We start from the raw sequence: 14218 nt of genomic DNA on the forward strand, positions 1-14218 counted from the left end.
CAAGTCGCAGTAGTCATGACCGACCGGGCCCTGTTCGCCGGCGAACGCGAACCAGCCTACCTGGAAGGCTACGGCTTCATCCCCGCCCAGAGCGTGCGCGAATGGATCAGCGGGCACCAGATCCCCAACAGCCTGACCTTCGACCAAATGGACGCCAAACCCACCACGGAGCTGATCGAACAGCTCGACGTGCGCACCGAACTCGCCCGCCTCTACACCGCACCCGGCGACCAGGACCTGATCGCCATGGACTCCAAAGCCCGGATCTTCCCGGAAAAGCTCAAGAAGTTCATCGCGATCCGCGACCGGCACTGCCGCACCCCGTTCTGCGACGGCATCGTGGAGGAAATAGACCACGTCAAGCAATACGCCCGCGGAGGCAAGAGCACCGTCTTCAACGGCGATGGCCGATGCGCTAGTTGCAACAAAGCCAAGGAAGCCGCCGGCTGGTACGAATACACGACCTACGGCAACGGCCACACCATCATGATCTGCCCCGGCTCGGCGATGTCCTACAAGTCCACCGCCCCACCAGCCACGGGGTACGCGCACAAGCCGTTCCCGCAATTGAGACGCGACTCGAAATGGATACAGCAACTCAAGGAACGGCTGAAGCCCAAGGATGGCCCCGAAGACCTCGCAGCCTGACTCCCGGCAAATATCGATGCCGTGGCTGCAGTCCGCGCCAACCCATGCGGTCCAACCTGTCGGGCGTGCAACGACTGACCAACACGCCGAATTTGGCGCATTCGGCATCCATACCTAGGTGATCGAACCAGGCGGACTGGTTTAGCTGGGAGTTTGCCCGAGGGCCTTTTGCCACCCCTCGCCCCGGTGCTGAAGTGGTTCCATGGATTACAACATCGGCTATTTCGTTGGTTCGCTCGCCACGAACTCCATCAACCGCGTCCTGTCCAAGGCCCTGATAGCCCTGGCACCTGAAAACCTCAGTTTCACGGAAATCCCGATCAGCGATCTGCCCTTGTATAGCGCTGACTACGATGACAATTATCCCGAAGCCGGGACCGCGCTCAAGACCGCCATCGAAGCCTCGGATGGCCTGCTATTCATCAGCCCGGAGTACAACCGTTCAATTCCCGGTGCGCTGAAAAATGCCATCGACTGGGGTTCGCGGCCCTGGGGTACCAACTCCTTCGCCCGCAAGCCCACCGGCCTGCTCGGCGCTTCGGTCGGAGCCATCGGCACTGCGGTCATGCAGTCCAGCATGCGCAGCGTCCTCAGCTTCCTGGATGCCCCGCAGCTGAACTCCCCCGAGGTCTACCTGCAGTACCGTCCCGAAGACTTCGGCGAGGACGGGAGCATCAGCAACCCGGACACCGAGAAGTTCTTGGCCCACTACATGGGCGAATATGCGGCGTTCGTTGAGCGTGTGCTCGATGCGACAGCTGCGGGTCATATCGGAGACGAAGGAATGTAGCCGCCTCCAACATCCACTAGCCGCGCGAGTACTCGGCAAGACAGACTCCGGAGGCAAAAGACTGCATGTTCTCCAGCCTCCAGCGATCCGGGGCATACCCCGTGTCCCCGAAGAGCCTGATGCCCGACCCGAACATCACCGGCTGCACCTTCAGGGCCAACCTGTCGATGTCCGGCCGGAGCCTGGCGGCCAATTGCCCTCCGCCGCATAGCCAGATGCCGTCACCCGGTTGGGATTTGAGTTCCCCGATGACCTCTCGCGGATCCGCACTGGTGAACTGCACCTCTTGGCTTCCTGGAGGTGAAGAGTGCTCGCGCGTGAAAATAATCTGCCTCAGATGCGAGTAAGGGCTGGGCAGTGCTGGCAAGCCGACAGCGTAGGTATTCCAGCCCATCAGCACCGTATCGAAAGGGCACCCCTCGATAGGCAGTCCAGCCGACTCTGCCAGCTGGGTCGGCGCGGTGCCGCGGTAGCGGTCCCAGATGGGCGCCGCATGGTCGCCAGCCACCGCGAATGCATCGAATTCGCCGTGAGGACCGGCAATGTACCCGTCCAAGCTCACTGCAACGAAGTAGGTTAGTTCTCTCATTGATTCTCCCTTGGCTCGAAGACGGAATCGTCTGGGAAATTGAGCCAACCCTACAGCATGGCCTGTTGGGAACTTGGGAGAATGCGAAAAAACCGGGAAACATCATTTCTGATGTTTCCCGGTTTTTTTCCATTTGGTGGAGGTAAGGGGATTCGAACCCCTGACCTTCTGCATGCCATGCAGACGCGCTACCAACTGCGCCATACCCCCAAACGAGGTGATTCCAGTGGCTTGTACAACCCCTGAACCGAGATAAAACTCTACCGGAGCACTGCCGAAAACTCCAAATCGGCTGTTCGAGACGCTGGTCACAATCCTCTATTCACACGGTGCTCCCCAAGTGGAAGAATATGGGTCGGGACCTGCCGGCCCCACCCATTCCTTCGAAAGGCGCAATCCCATGACCATCGGACTGACCCCATACCTGCGTTTCGCCGGAGACGCCAAAGAAGCTATGGAGTTCTACCACCAGGTACTAGGTGGCGAGCTTTCCATGATGACCTTCCAAGAAGGCATGAATGACAACAATCCGGCCGTTGCCGACCAGATTATGCACTCCTCGCTATTCGTTGAACGCGGCCTGCACTTCATGGCCTCGGACACCCCGCCCGAAATGGACGTCCGGGGCAATGGCGTGATCGCGCTCAGCAGCGACGGGACGGCCGGAGCCGACGCGGAGACCCTGACTAGGTGGTGGGAAGGATTGGGCGAAGGCGGCCAGATCAACATGCCATTGGAGCGGGCCCCGTGGGGCGACTCCTTTGGCGAGCTGCGCGACAAGTTCGGCGTGGTCTGGATGTTCAACATCACCGCGGTGGCCAGCTAGCCGAAGCGCTAGTGGGTGCGCGCCTGCTCGCGGGCTTCCAAAGCTTCGCGGCCTACGAGCAGGCCCACCTTCTTCGCGCGGATCTGGGTGATCCACGCGATCAGCAGACCCAAGGCGGCCAGGCCAGCGCCGACCACAGATGGGGCGCGGAAGCCGTAACCGGCGGCAATCACCGCGGCACCCAGGGCGGCGCCCAGCGCGTTGGCAACATTCAGCGCCGAGTGGTTCAGCGAAGCAGCCAGCGACTGCGCATGCGGGGCCGAATCCATCAGCAGCGTCTGCAACGCAGGGATCAGCAGGGAACCCACCGCGCCCATCACGAAGACCATGATCATCGTCGGAACCACCCAGCTGGTCACGGCAGCGAAAATCAGCATGGTGGCGATCATGAAAACGGAAGAAAGCTTGATCGCGCCGAAGATCGACCAGTCGGCAAGCCTGCCACCGGCCAGCGAACCAACGACCATGCCTACGCCATAGAGCGCCAAAGCCAGCGGCACCAGCTCAATTGGCAGTCCTGCTTCTTCGGTCAGCGTTGGCGAAATGTAGGAGTAGACCGCGAAGAATCCGCCGAAGCCGACAATGCCGGTGAGCATCGCCAGCCACACCTGGGCGCTCTTCAAGGCGGTCATCTCGCGGCGGATGCTCGCCCCGGCGTCGGTCTTGCGCCATGGGACGAACAAGCTAATCAGCACAGCGGTCAACACGCCGATCGCAGTAACGACCAGGAACATCGAACGCCAGCCGTATTCCTGGCCGAGCCGGGTCACCAACGGGACACCGGCAACGTTGGCCACCGAAAGCCCGAGCATCACCCAGGCAATGGCGCGTCCGCGCATCGTGGCCGGAACCAGGCTGCCGGCAAGCACCCCGGCCAGCCCGAAGTAGGCTCCATGCGGCAGGCCTGCAAGGAAGCGGGTCACCAGCATGGTGTTGTAGTCCGGAGCGAAGAATGAGGAGAGGTTGGCGAGCGTGAAGAAGAGAATCAGCAGCTGCACCGCACGCTTGCGCGGGATCTTGGCAGCCAGCGCAGTGAGCACCGGGGCGCCCACCACTACGCCGATTGCGTAGGCGCTGATCATCAGGCCCATCTGCGCATAGCCCACTTCCAGATCAGCGGCGCCTTCCTGGAGCAAGCCCATCATGGCAAACTCCGTGACACCGATGCCGACGCCGCCCATGGCCAAGGCAATAATTGCCAGCAGTAGTTTTCCGCCAGATACATAGGCAGTCATTCAATTTCTCAATTCATGGCAGGGTCTTGGGAAGCGGCTCCCTCGGCGCTCTTATCCATCGTAGTGACTGCAGCGGGCGACAGTGGCAATCCCCGAGCGGAAAATTACGAATCCCACAGTTTTTTGTGCCACTGTATTAAGTCCTATGCCTCATTCATCGCACCATCGCCTGTCGGCCTCGCGAATAATCGCGAGGTTCTTCTTTGTCATGCTCTGTCTCGCGCTGGCCGGGCTAATGGTGTTCCACCAGCAGATCCCCGATGTCCTGGGTCTCGGATTGATCGTCGATAACCTGGCCCCGTGGATGGGCCTCGGAATTCCAGTGCTCTTGCTGATGGCCTTGGTGGTGCGCGGACGCATCAGCTTCATCGGCCTGCTCGTACCGGTCGTTGTTTGGGCTGTGCTCTTCGGGCCGGCGTTCCTGCCTTCGGACCGGCGCGCACCAGAAGCTTCCCTGCTGGTTGCCACGCAAAACGTCCACGAGTCTGCGGGGGTGCAGGCGGCCCGCGAATTGGCAGCCAACGGCGCGCAGGTCATCACCCTGCAGGAAATCGGTGAAGGCCAGGAGCCGGAAATCACCGCCGAGCTCACCCAATCCCATCCTTACAGCTACATGGTCAGCACCGTAGGCGTGTGGAGCTCCTATCCGCTGAAGAATCCAGAGCCCCTGGATCTGGGGCTGGGTTGGGACCGCGCGTTGCGGGTGGACGTGGCCAGCGAAAAAGGGGATGTACGCCTGTATGCTGTGCATGCGGCGTCGGCCAGGCCTACCGGCCATCACGAGCGGGACATGATGCTTGCTTCCTTGGCCGGCTACCTCGCCGATGACGATTCTCCGAAGATCGTTGCCGCCGGAGACTTCAACGCCACCAGCTCCGACCGCCACTTCGCGCCGGTCGCCAACCAGCTGGAGGAAGCCCACTACAGCGACTGGGGCTTGGCCCTGACCTGGCCGCGGTCCCTGTTCCCGATGCTCGGCATCGACCATGTGATGCTGCGCGGAGTCGAATCGGCCGGCCTGGAGCGGCTGGAAATCGCCGATTCCGATCATTACGCGCTCGCTGCCACGATCGACCTGGGGAACTAGTTCCCTTCCAGCCCGGTCTGGCGCAGCGTGATGTTAATGCGTCCGCCGCCAAGGCCCAAGCCTGCTGGCGCGGTCCCGGCATGGATCTTGCTCACCCCGTGATAGGCGAAGCGTGAGGGGCCGTCGAAGACGAACAGGTCCCCCGAGGCCAGCCGGATCTCTTGCCATGGCCGGTTGCGGTTCTCGGTATTGCCCAGGCGGAATGTTGCCGAATCGCCGATGGACAGCGAAACCACCGGGGCGTTGATGCGCTCTTGCGCATCCTGGTGCATGCCCATGGCGGCCTGCACGTCGTAGTAGTTCACGATAGCCGCATCGGGCTGGTAGTCCTGCGCGCGCTGCAGGTCACCCGTAGCTTCTGCGACCGCCTGCTTGCCCAAGCGGACCAGCCAGTCTTCCATGGGCGCCACTGATTGCCCGTCCAGGTCGTCAGCGGTCTTGGAGTAGCGGTTCGGGCTCCAATGCCACCCCAGGCACAAGCTCTGCACGCTCATCGGATGGCCGTTGACGGCTGTGCGGTGCGGCGGAACAGGCCCGCTGCCCCATTCGAAGAAGCGCCGGACGATCCACTGCTGCGCGGGCGCGTCCAGCCACCCCGGCAAGTGCCAGGCTCCTGGGCGCAAGGCTCCCCCGGTACGGGGCAGTGCACTGTCGTCGAACAGGGATTCCATGTTCCCAGCGTGCCCGTTGCAGGCAGAACTCGGCAAGTCTCCCGCGTATTCGCTCACTGAACTTTGCAGGATCAGCCAGGCCGGTGCCTCGCAACAATATTTACATTAGAGACTTTGTGTTTCGTCTTACCCTCGCGAACATTTCGAAAAGGTTAACCTTTACTCGAATTATTGCGCTTGAAACATTTGCGATACCTCCGGGAAAACCTGGGCGCCTAAGCTGGGTGCATCCACTAGTTCAAGGAGAATCCCATGTCACCCCTAGAAACTCGAGCAGAATCAAGGAAACCATGATTGGCATCGACCTCGAACTGCGCGGATGCACTGTGCTGATCGCTGGAAGTAAATCCGGGAGCAAAAATACTGCGCTGCGCTTCCAGGCGGAGGGCGCCACGGTGCTCACCGCCGACGGGCCCTTCCAGGCAGTACAGTTGCTGGAACAAGCCGGCCTGCTGGTGATCTGCGATGCCGAACCGCTGCGCTTCGCCTCGGTGGTGCAGGCCGCGCGCATTCCCGTCATGCACCTTGGACCAGCGACCCGGGCCGGATCCATCACCCTGCTCGGTGGCGGCCCCGGCGCATTGGACCTGCTGACCCTGCGCGGCGTGCGGGCCCTGGCCGAAGCAGAAGTCGTCTTCGCCGACAGGCTCGGTCCCGCAGCGCACCTGCCCGCTCTCGCACCGCAAGCTCAAATCGTGGACGTCGGCAAGCTTCCCGGACACCACAAGCTCACCCAACGGGATATCGAAGCCCTGATGATCGAAGCGGCCCGCGGTGGCGCTGCCGTAGTCCGGCTCAAGGGCGGAGATCCCTTCGTCTTCGGCCGCGGCTTCGAAGAAATCGCGGCCGCTACCGCTGCGGGCATCCCGATCAGCGTCATCCCGGGACTGAGCTCGTGCATCACCGTGCCGGCAGCAGCCGGCATCCCGGTCACCGCCCGCGGGGTGAACACCATGTTCACCGTGGTATCGGCCCACGACCCACTCAGCGATGCGCAGCTTGACCATCTGGCCAAGCTGGGCGGAAGCATCGTGATCCTGATGGGCATGGGCACCATCGAGCAGACCGTCGCCGGGTTGCACCGGGTCGGCATGGACCCGCAAATGCCATGCGCCATCGTCGAATCCGGCACCACCGACATCCAGCGCACCAGCTGCACCCGGCTAGCCCGTCTCGCCGAAACAGCCCGCGGCCATTCCAACCCTGCAGTCATTGTCATAGGTGAAGTCGCTGGGCTGCCGGCCACCCTGGTGAACGCGGCAGCGCAAGAAGAGCCGGCCACGCTGGCAGCGCAATTGGAAGTGGCCTGATGAGCAGCCCCAAACCCTTGGCCGGCTTCCGGCTGGCCGTCACCAGCGACCGCCGTTCCGCAGAACTCATCGAGGCCTTCGAACGCCGCGGCGCCGAGGTGACCCATACTCCGCTGCTCCAGCTCGCCCCGCTGGACGATGAGCAGCAACTGATCGCGCAAACGCAAAAGCTGATTGAGGTCCGTCCGCAGGTAGCCGTCATTACAACCGCCTACGGACTGCGCCGCTGGGTTGATACCTCCGAGGCTGCCGGCATTGGCGACGAGCTGCTGGCAGCGCTCGGGCAGGCGCAGCTCTACGTCCGCGGGGCCAAAGCCCATGGCGCCGTCAAGGCGCTGGGCCTGGAACCGGCCGCCGTGGCCAAGGACGGGCGCAGCGCCTCCATGCTGGAACTGCTGGAGGGCAAGCTCCAGGGCGCCACCGTCGCCTTGCAGCTTCATGCCGATTCCGACCATGGAATGCCCCAGAGCCTGCGCGAGCTGGGCGCTCGCCGGGTGCTGAAGGTGGAGCCCTACCGCTGGCAGGACACCAGCAGCGATAGCGGGATTTCTGCTTTGGTGGAGGGCCTGTGCGCCGCCCACTTCGACGCGGTGACCTTCACCAGCGCGCCAAGCGTGCATGCGCTGTTCGCCGCTGCCAAGGCGCGCAATCGCTTGCCCGCCCTGCTGCGCTCACTGGCCGAGCGCGTCGCAGTGGCCACCGTTGGACCGGTGACCGCTGCCCCGCTGATCGAGGCGGGCATCTGCCCGCTGGTTCCCGAGCGCCATCGCATGGGTGCCATGATCGGCCAGCTCGTGGAGCATCTGGCCTCGCTGGGCACGTTGCAGGCGCAAACGGTCCACGGCCAGGTGCAGCTGCGCGGTCGTACCCTCTCGGTCCAGGACGAAAACTGCGAGTTGACGCCCGGGCAGGCCGAATTGGTGCGGGCGCTGATCGAGGCCGGCGGCAGCGTCCTCTCCCGCGACGAGCTGGGGGCCGCACTTCCGGAAGCCAGTTCCAAGCATGCCTTGGATATGACATTGAGCCGGCTGCGCAAGGCGTTGCCGCAACCAGAAATCATCGCCACGGTCATCAAACGTGGGTACAGGCTGAACGTATGATCACCCCGATGGGCTTTTTCCCTCCGGGTTACGTAGGATCGATGTCATGGTTAATATTCAGGTTGCCGGTGAAGCCCTAGTCGATATCGTCGATGGTGTGGCGCATCCCGGCGGTTCCCCGATGAATGTTGCTGTTGGACTGGGCCGATTGGGCCACGAAGTCCTGCTCCAGACGGACATCGGCGATGACGAGCATGGTCGGCTGATCGCCGAACATGTGGCGGCCTCAGGCGTTCAGCTCGCAGCCGGATCACACACCGATGCGCAGACTTCCAGCGCCACCGTCGTGCTGGACGAGTCCGGAGATGCCAACTACGAGTTCCAGCTGAACTGCAAATTGCAGAGCATGGCTTCGACCCAAGCCACCTTGTTCCATTCAGGATCCGTTGCAGCATTCCAGGGTCCGAGTGCCGCTCGAATCCATGAGGCTTTCGAGGCTTCCCCACCGGGCCAGATCCTGAGCTTCGATCCGAACCTGCGTCCGGAGCTGGTCGAGGACCGGGCAGAATCGGTCAAGCAGATCGAGAAGCTGGCCGGGCTGGCGGATATCGTCAAGCTCAGTGACGAGGACGCCCTGTGGCTCTATCCGGGATGGGACACCAATCGCATCCTGGAGCACTTCTTGGAGCGCGGGGCATCGCTAGCGATCATCACCTTCGGCGCACGCGGAGCCGAGGCCCGGACCAGGCAAAGCGAGGTCATGGTTCCCTCGATTTCGGTGCGTACCGTAGATACGGTCGGCGCCGGTGATGCGTTCATGGCCGGGCTGCTCCACGCCATCTTGGACAGCTCGCTGGCCAAGTCCCTTCGCGATGGCACGCAGATGGACAGCGTCGAGCTGGAGAAGGTCATGCAGATCGCTTCGGTGTGCGCGGGAATCACCGTGTCGCGCGCCGGGGCGAATCCTCCAACCCTTGACGAGCTGAATCATTTCCTCAGTTCCACGACGCGCTAGACCTTTCATTTCTGGCCGATAGTCGCTGGGATCTCCGCCTGGAATGGCGCTGATCCCAGCGACTATTTATTTCATTCGTTGTGGGTGACTAGCATTATCCGCCGGCAGCCAGCCCAGCAGCCTGGACTATCGAAGGAAACCGCTGACCAGGTTGCTAGAGTTCCTTGCAGAGCACTATGCACGATTCATTGAGGAGGCCCCATGGGCAGCAAGGTTCCAGCGGCCGATAACACCTTGCGGATCCTCAGGTTGCTGGCCAGCAGGAAGACCCCGACTCCGGCGGCAATGATCGCCACGTTGCTGGAGCTTCCTCGATCCAGTGTCTACCAGCTGCTGAACGTGATGCTGGAGCACGGATTCATCACCCACTATCCAGAGGACAAATCCTATGGTCTGGGTGTCTCCGCTTTTGAGCTTTCCAGCGCCTATACCCGCCAGGAACCGCTGGCACGGCTGGGTGCCCCGCTGATTGCCCAGCTGGTCGACAAGGTCGGGGAAAGCGCCCACCTGGCCGTGCTGCATGGTTCCGATGTTCTCTACATTGTCGAAGAACGCGCCAAGGGCCGGCCATCCTTGGTCACCGACGTGGGTGTTCGCCTGCCTTCGCACCTGACCGCATCCGGCAGGGCAATTCTCGCCGCGCTGCCCAAATCCCAGGTGCGTGCGCTCTACCCCGGTGCTGCCAGCTTCACGGAGCGAGTGGCCGAGTCATCGATCTCCAGCTACTCGCAGTTGCGCCGCGAGCTGGACCAGAGCACGCAGCGCGGCTATGCCGTAGAGCGCGGGGATGTCACCCCGAATTTCCACTCGCTCGCGGTAGAAATCCGGGATTCCAGCGATTGGCCGGTGGCCGCCGTTGCTGTCACCTTCCTGGCCGATCGTGTCCCCGAAGAGCAGTGGGAGACTCTCCTGCTGCAGATCCGCGCCACCGCTTCGGTGATTACCTCGCGGGTGCAGGGCAAGCGTCCTTCCTAGCCAGGTGCTACTGGTTCGAGAATGCCGCGTCGAAGGACGCTTCGGGGCGCTTGAACAGGAGGCTGCGGATGTAGCCCACAGCTTCCTTCGCACCGTGCAAGCGGTCCATTCCCGCGTCTTCCCATTCAATGGAGATGGGGCCCTTGTACCCGTGGAACTCCAGTGCGCGGAAGGCATCTTCCCAGTTGATGTCGCCGTGGCCGGTGGAGACGAAGTCCCAGCGCCGGCGGGGATCGCCCCATGGGAGATGGGAACCCAGGATGCCATTGCGCCCGTTGGGATGATGCATCCGGGTGTCCTTGCAATCCACGTGGTAGATGCGGTCGGCGAAGTCGGTGATGAATGCGACCGGGTCGATGCCCTGCCAGAACATATGGCTGGGATCCCAGTTCAGCCCGAACGCTTCGCGGTGGCCGATTGCTTCCATGGTGCGCAAGGTGGTCCAGTGATCGTAGGCGATCTCGGATGGGTGCACCTCCAGGGCGAACTTCACCCCCTGCTCATCGAATTCGTCCATGATCGGATTCCAGCGATCCGCGAAGTCCTCGTAGCCTGCATCGATGACCTCGCCCGGAACCGGCGGGAACATGGCGACGTACTGCCAGATCTTCGAGCCGGTAAAGCCAACCACTACATCGGCACCGAGCTTGCGGGCGACGCGGGCCGAGCGCTTCATGTCCTCGGCGGCCCGCTGGCGGACGCCTTCCCCATCCCCATCGCCCCAGACATAGTCGCGCAGGATGGCCTGGTGGCGGAAGTCGATTGGATCATCGCAGACAGCCTGGCCGCCCAGGTGGTTGGAGATCGCCCAGGCTTTCAGCCCGTACTTGTCCAGGATTTCCAGCCGCGACTGGAGGTAGGCCGGATCCTCGTCGGCACGCTTGAGGTCCAGGTGGTCACCGCTGGCTGCGATTTCCAATCCGTCATAACCCCATTCGGAAGCCAGCCGGGCGACTTCTTCGAAGGGCATATCAGCCCACTGGCCGGTGAAAAGCGTCACTGGATGCGTCGCGTTCATGGTGGTTTCTCCTCTAGTCATCGGTGTCGATCCAGTCCCCGGAATCAGCCGATTCCAGAACGGCATCGGTCAAACGGCAGGCGCGGGCGCCATCGGCAAAAGTTGGAAGCCCATCGGGTGCTTCGCGACGGATCGCCGCGTAGGTGTCGGCCACGAAAGCGGCGAAAGCATCAAGGTAGCCCATCGGGTGTCCTGCGGGTACCACCGACAAGCGTGCGGCGTCGGGACTGAGATCAGCGGCCTGGCGGGACAGGATCGAGGACATGTCGGGTTTGCCGATCCACAGTTCTTCCGGCTTTTCCTGCTTGAATTCCAACGCCGACCGGTCTCCGGACAACTCGATGGTCAAGGCGTTCTTCCGGCCTGCGTTGACCTGTGACACCATCAGCGTGCCGATGGCTCCCGAAGCCATCTGCACAATCAAGGCAGCAGCATCCTCGGTATCGACGTCCACGGCGCCCCGCTGCTTATGGGCAATGGAGGTGGTCGCGTTCAGCCGAACGATCCGCTCCCCCGCAATGAATTCCAGCAGATCCACCAGATGCGAACCGATGTCCGCGAAGGCCCGCGAAGGCCCGCCTTTGGCTGGTTCTACCCGCCAGTTGCTGTCGCTGACCGTATGCATCCAGTCTTGCAGGTACTGGCCACGCACGGTCAGCAGCCGGCCAAGTTTCCCTTCCTGCACGTGGGCCCGGGCCTGCCGCACCATGGGGTGGTAGCGGTAGACGAACGGCACCGAAGCCACGGCCCGGGAACGCGATGCCAGCAATGCCAGCTCGCCGGCTTCCCGGGCGCTGGTCGCCAGCGGCTTCTCGCAAACAACGGACAGGCCAGCTGCCAGTGCGGAGGCTGCCTGCTCGGCATGCAACGCATTGGGCGAGGTGACATGCACGGCGTCGCATTGGGCGAGCAGCGCTTCGACGCTGCCGAAACCGGGCACGCCCAGGGCGGCTGACGCTTGGCGGGTGGATTGCTCGCCGTTGGACCGCACCCCGATGAGCTGGGCGCCTGCCCGGCGGATCGCATCGGCGTGGGTCCGGGCCATGAAGCCGCCGCCGATGACGCCGACCTTCAGTTCCTGCATGGCCGGTGCAGCCTGCTGGCTGTTCAACTGGGACATGTAATTCCTTGTCTTTTCTTACTTGACCGCGCCGGAGGACAAGCCTGCGACCAGGTGCCGTTGGGCGAAGAGGAAACCGACCAGCACCGGAATCGATACCACCACCGAGGCGGCCATCATCTGGTTCCAGTACACATCGGTCTGCGAAGCGTAGGCCTGCAAGCCGATGGACAGCGTCCTGGTGTCCGAATTGGTGAGCACACTGGCGAAGAGCACTTCGCTCCAGGAAGTGATGAAACAGTAGACCGACACCGCGATGATCCCCGGGCGTGCTACCGGCAAGACCACCTTGAGCAGTGCGCCGAGCCGGCCAAGTCCATCGACCATGGCCGCCTCTTCCAGTTCCTTGGGCATGGCGGCAAAGAAGCCGGTGAGCATCCAGATGGAGAATGGCAGGGAGAACGTCATGTAGGTGACGATCAGCCCCAGGTAGGTTCCGTTCAGCTGCAGTCCCACGGCACGCTCCAGCTGGGTGAAGATCAAGAAGAGCGGCAGCAGGAACAGGATGCCGGGGAACATCTGGGTGGAGAGCACGATCAGCCGGAAGGACCGTGCCCCGCGGAAGTCGAAGCGCGAGAGCGCATAGGCGGCCAGGATCGCGATGGAAACCGAGAGGATGGTGGCGCTGATGGTCACGATCAACGAGTTGGCGAAGTACTTGCCCAGCGGCACCGTGGTCCAGATATCCAGGTACGGGGCCAGCGTGATTTCCGAGGGAATCCACTCGAAGGCGCCGCGCACATCCTTGAGGGGCTTGATGGAGGTCGTGAGCACCACGTAGAGCGGCAGCACGATGATCAGGGTGATGAAGGCCAGTCCGAAAACTCGCAGGATGCGGAAGCCGCGGGTCTCAATCATCGATGCTCTTTCCCTTCGGCATGACAAGTCGGATGTAGAACGCTGAGACGATCAGCAGGGCAATCAGCAGGACGACGCTCAAGGCGCCACCCACGCCGAAGTTCCAGTTGTTGAAGGACTGCTGGTAGATCAACGGGGAAATCAGGGTTGCTTCTTCCGGGGACACCGGGCCGAAGAGCAGGTAGGGGATGTCGAACTGGTTGAACACCCACAGTCCCAGCATCAAAAGCAGCACCACGTTGGCGTGCTTGATCATTGGCAGGGTGATCCTGGTGAACTGCTTCCACAGGCTGGCTCCATCCAGGGAAGCGGCTTCATAGACTTCGTTCGGGATGGATTGCAGGGCGGCCAGCAGCATCAGGAAAGCGAAAGGCCAGAATTGCCAGACGGCGACAACCACCATGACAAAGAAGGAATTCCCGCCCAATAGCCAGAACGGCCCTTCCTCCAGGATCCCGAGGTCTTCGACCAGGAAGCGGTTGACCATGCCATCGCGCTGGTTGAACATGAACGCCCAGGCGATGGTGGTGACGTAGCTTGGCAGTGCGTAGGGCACCAGGAACAGGGTGCGGAAGAATCCGTTGCTGCGGAATTTGGATGCCAGCAAGACCGCGGCGAAGATGCCAAGGCTCCAGGCGATTGCCACTACCAGGAAGGTGAACAGGAAGGTGCGCCCGAGGGCGTCGAAGAATTGGGAACCGATCGGACCGTTGGGGTCCAGCGCGGTGGTGAAGTTCTGCAGTCCCACGAACGGGGCCTTGACCCAGTTGGCAATGGAGAACTGGGTCAGCGAGAGGAAGGCGATCCATACGCCGAGCAGCATCGGGATGATGTGGATCAGCAGTTCCAGGAATGCTGCGGGAGCTGAGAGCGCATAGGGGAAGAACCGGTCGCGCTTGATTGAACTGCGCTTGATCGCCCTTGAAGCGTCGCGGGGCTTGAGCGGTTCGCTGATTCGAGGCGGTGTCTGGGCTGGCGCCGACATTCGGTCTCCTTTCATGAAAACGAATTTGGGTGCTGCAACTGGCCGCGGGGG

The 14218-nt window shown here is 62.4% G+C and carries 15 protein-coding genes and 1 tRNA gene; 8 read left to right on the forward strand and 8 right to left on the reverse strand.

Translation table 11 applies throughout. The annotated features are described in order from the left end of the window. Both EDF61_RS09975 and EDF61_RS09980 read left to right on the forward strand, forming a co-directional pair. Positions 1-648: HNH endonuclease (locus EDF61_RS09975; protein ID WP_133833988.1), on the forward strand; the 648-nt coding region annotated here is incomplete at its 5' end. A 202-nt stretch (positions 649-850) separates the two neighbouring features. Beyond that, positions 851-1438, forward strand: coding sequence for an NADPH-dependent FMN reductase (locus tag EDF61_RS09980; RefSeq protein ID WP_105656361.1), 588 nt, complete (start codon positions 851-853; stop codon positions 1436-1438). 16 nt (positions 1439-1454) lie between these two features. On the opposite strand, the gene EDF61_RS09985 is transcribed toward EDF61_RS09980, so the two are convergent. After that, positions 1455-2027, reverse strand: coding sequence for a dihydrofolate reductase family protein (locus EDF61_RS09985; RefSeq protein ID WP_133833989.1), 573 nt, complete (start codon positions 2025-2027; stop codon positions 1455-1457). 134 nt (positions 2028-2161) lie between these two features. Continuing rightward, positions 2162-2237 (reverse strand) — tRNA-Ala (locus tag EDF61_RS09990). Positions 2238-2427: 190 nt separating this feature from the next. On the opposite strand from EDF61_RS09990, the gene EDF61_RS09995 reads away from it, so the two are divergent. After that, on the forward strand, positions 2428-2853 hold the full coding sequence (locus EDF61_RS09995) for a VOC family protein (RefSeq protein ID WP_133833990.1): 426 nt from the start codon (positions 2428-2430) through the stop codon (positions 2851-2853). Positions 2854-2861: 8 nt separating this feature from the next. Here the strand turns inward: EDF61_RS09995 and EDF61_RS10000 are convergent, their stop codons facing one another. Then, positions 2862-4088, reverse strand: coding sequence for an MFS transporter (locus EDF61_RS10000; RefSeq protein WP_133833991.1), 1227 nt, complete (start codon positions 4086-4088; stop codon positions 2862-2864). Positions 4089-4296: 208 nt separating this feature from the next. On the opposite strand from EDF61_RS10000, the gene EDF61_RS10005 reads away from it, so the two are divergent. Then, on the forward strand, positions 4297-5175 hold the full coding sequence (locus tag EDF61_RS10005) for an endonuclease/exonuclease/phosphatase family protein (RefSeq protein ID WP_166650774.1): 879 nt from the start codon (positions 4297-4299) through the stop codon (positions 5173-5175). On the opposite strand, the gene EDF61_RS10010 is transcribed toward EDF61_RS10005, so the two are convergent. Beyond that, positions 5172-5846, reverse strand: coding sequence for an alpha-ketoglutarate-dependent dioxygenase AlkB family protein (locus tag EDF61_RS10010; RefSeq protein WP_133833993.1), 675 nt, complete (start codon positions 5844-5846; stop codon positions 5172-5174). The two genes, EDF61_RS10005 and EDF61_RS10010, sit on opposite strands and share 4 nt — an antisense overlap. Before the next feature lie 290 nt (positions 5847-6136). Between EDF61_RS10010 and cobA the strand changes: the two genes are divergently transcribed. From cobA to EDF61_RS10030, 4 genes are all read left to right on the forward strand, one after another. Further along, positions 6137-7156, forward strand: coding sequence for a uroporphyrinogen-III C-methyltransferase (gene cobA / locus EDF61_RS10015; protein WP_286172195.1), 1020 nt, complete (start codon positions 6137-6139; stop codon positions 7154-7156). Continuing rightward, positions 7156-8256 carry a uroporphyrinogen-III synthase gene (locus EDF61_RS10020; protein WP_105661937.1) on the forward strand — a complete coding sequence of 367 codons (1101 nt, stop codon included), beginning with the start codon at positions 7156-7158 and terminating at the stop codon, positions 8254-8256. The genes cobA and EDF61_RS10020 overlap by 1 nt, the downstream gene beginning before the upstream one ends. Before the next feature lie 46 nt (positions 8257-8302). Next, complete coding sequence (locus tag EDF61_RS10025) at positions 8303-9211, forward strand: carbohydrate kinase family protein (RefSeq protein WP_133833994.1); 909 nt, start codon at positions 8303-8305, stop codon at positions 9209-9211. A gap of 201 nt (positions 9212-9412) precedes the next feature. Beyond that, positions 9413-10186, forward strand: a complete 774-nt coding sequence (locus EDF61_RS10030) for an IclR family transcriptional regulator (protein WP_133833995.1) — start codon at positions 9413-9415, stop codon at positions 10184-10186. Between the two features lie 7 nt (positions 10187-10193). On the opposite strand, the gene EDF61_RS10035 is transcribed toward EDF61_RS10030, so the two are convergent. Genes EDF61_RS10035 through EDF61_RS10050 form a run of 4 tightly spaced genes read right to left on the reverse strand, consistent with a single transcriptional unit; the run spans position 10194 to position 14167 of the window. Then, entirely contained in the window at positions 10194-11204 is a 1011-nt protein-coding gene (locus tag EDF61_RS10035) for a sugar phosphate isomerase/epimerase family protein (RefSeq protein WP_286172196.1), read from the reverse strand. A gap of 13 nt (positions 11205-11217) precedes the next feature. Next, the gene (locus tag EDF61_RS10040) at positions 11218-12324 is read right to left on the reverse strand and encodes a Gfo/Idh/MocA family protein (protein ID WP_133833996.1); all 1107 of its coding nucleotides are present in this window, start codon (positions 12322-12324) and stop codon (positions 11218-11220) included. An 18-nt stretch (positions 12325-12342) separates the two neighbouring features. Next, complete coding sequence (locus EDF61_RS10045; RefSeq protein ID WP_105656351.1) at positions 12343-13182, reverse strand: carbohydrate ABC transporter permease; 840 nt, start codon at positions 13180-13182, stop codon at positions 12343-12345. Continuing rightward, a complete protein-coding gene (locus tag EDF61_RS10050) occupies positions 13175-14167 on the reverse strand; it encodes a carbohydrate ABC transporter permease (RefSeq protein ID WP_105656350.1) in 993 nt (330 codons plus the stop codon). The genes EDF61_RS10045 and EDF61_RS10050 overlap by 8 nt, the downstream gene beginning before the upstream one ends. Between the last annotated feature and the right edge of the window lie 51 nt (positions 14168-14218).

Origin of the sequence: Arthrobacter sp. JUb115, assembly GCF_004365035.1 — a bacterium.
In the GTDB taxonomy this organism is placed as follows: domain Bacteria; phylum Actinomycetota; class Actinomycetes; order Actinomycetales; family Micrococcaceae; genus Glutamicibacter.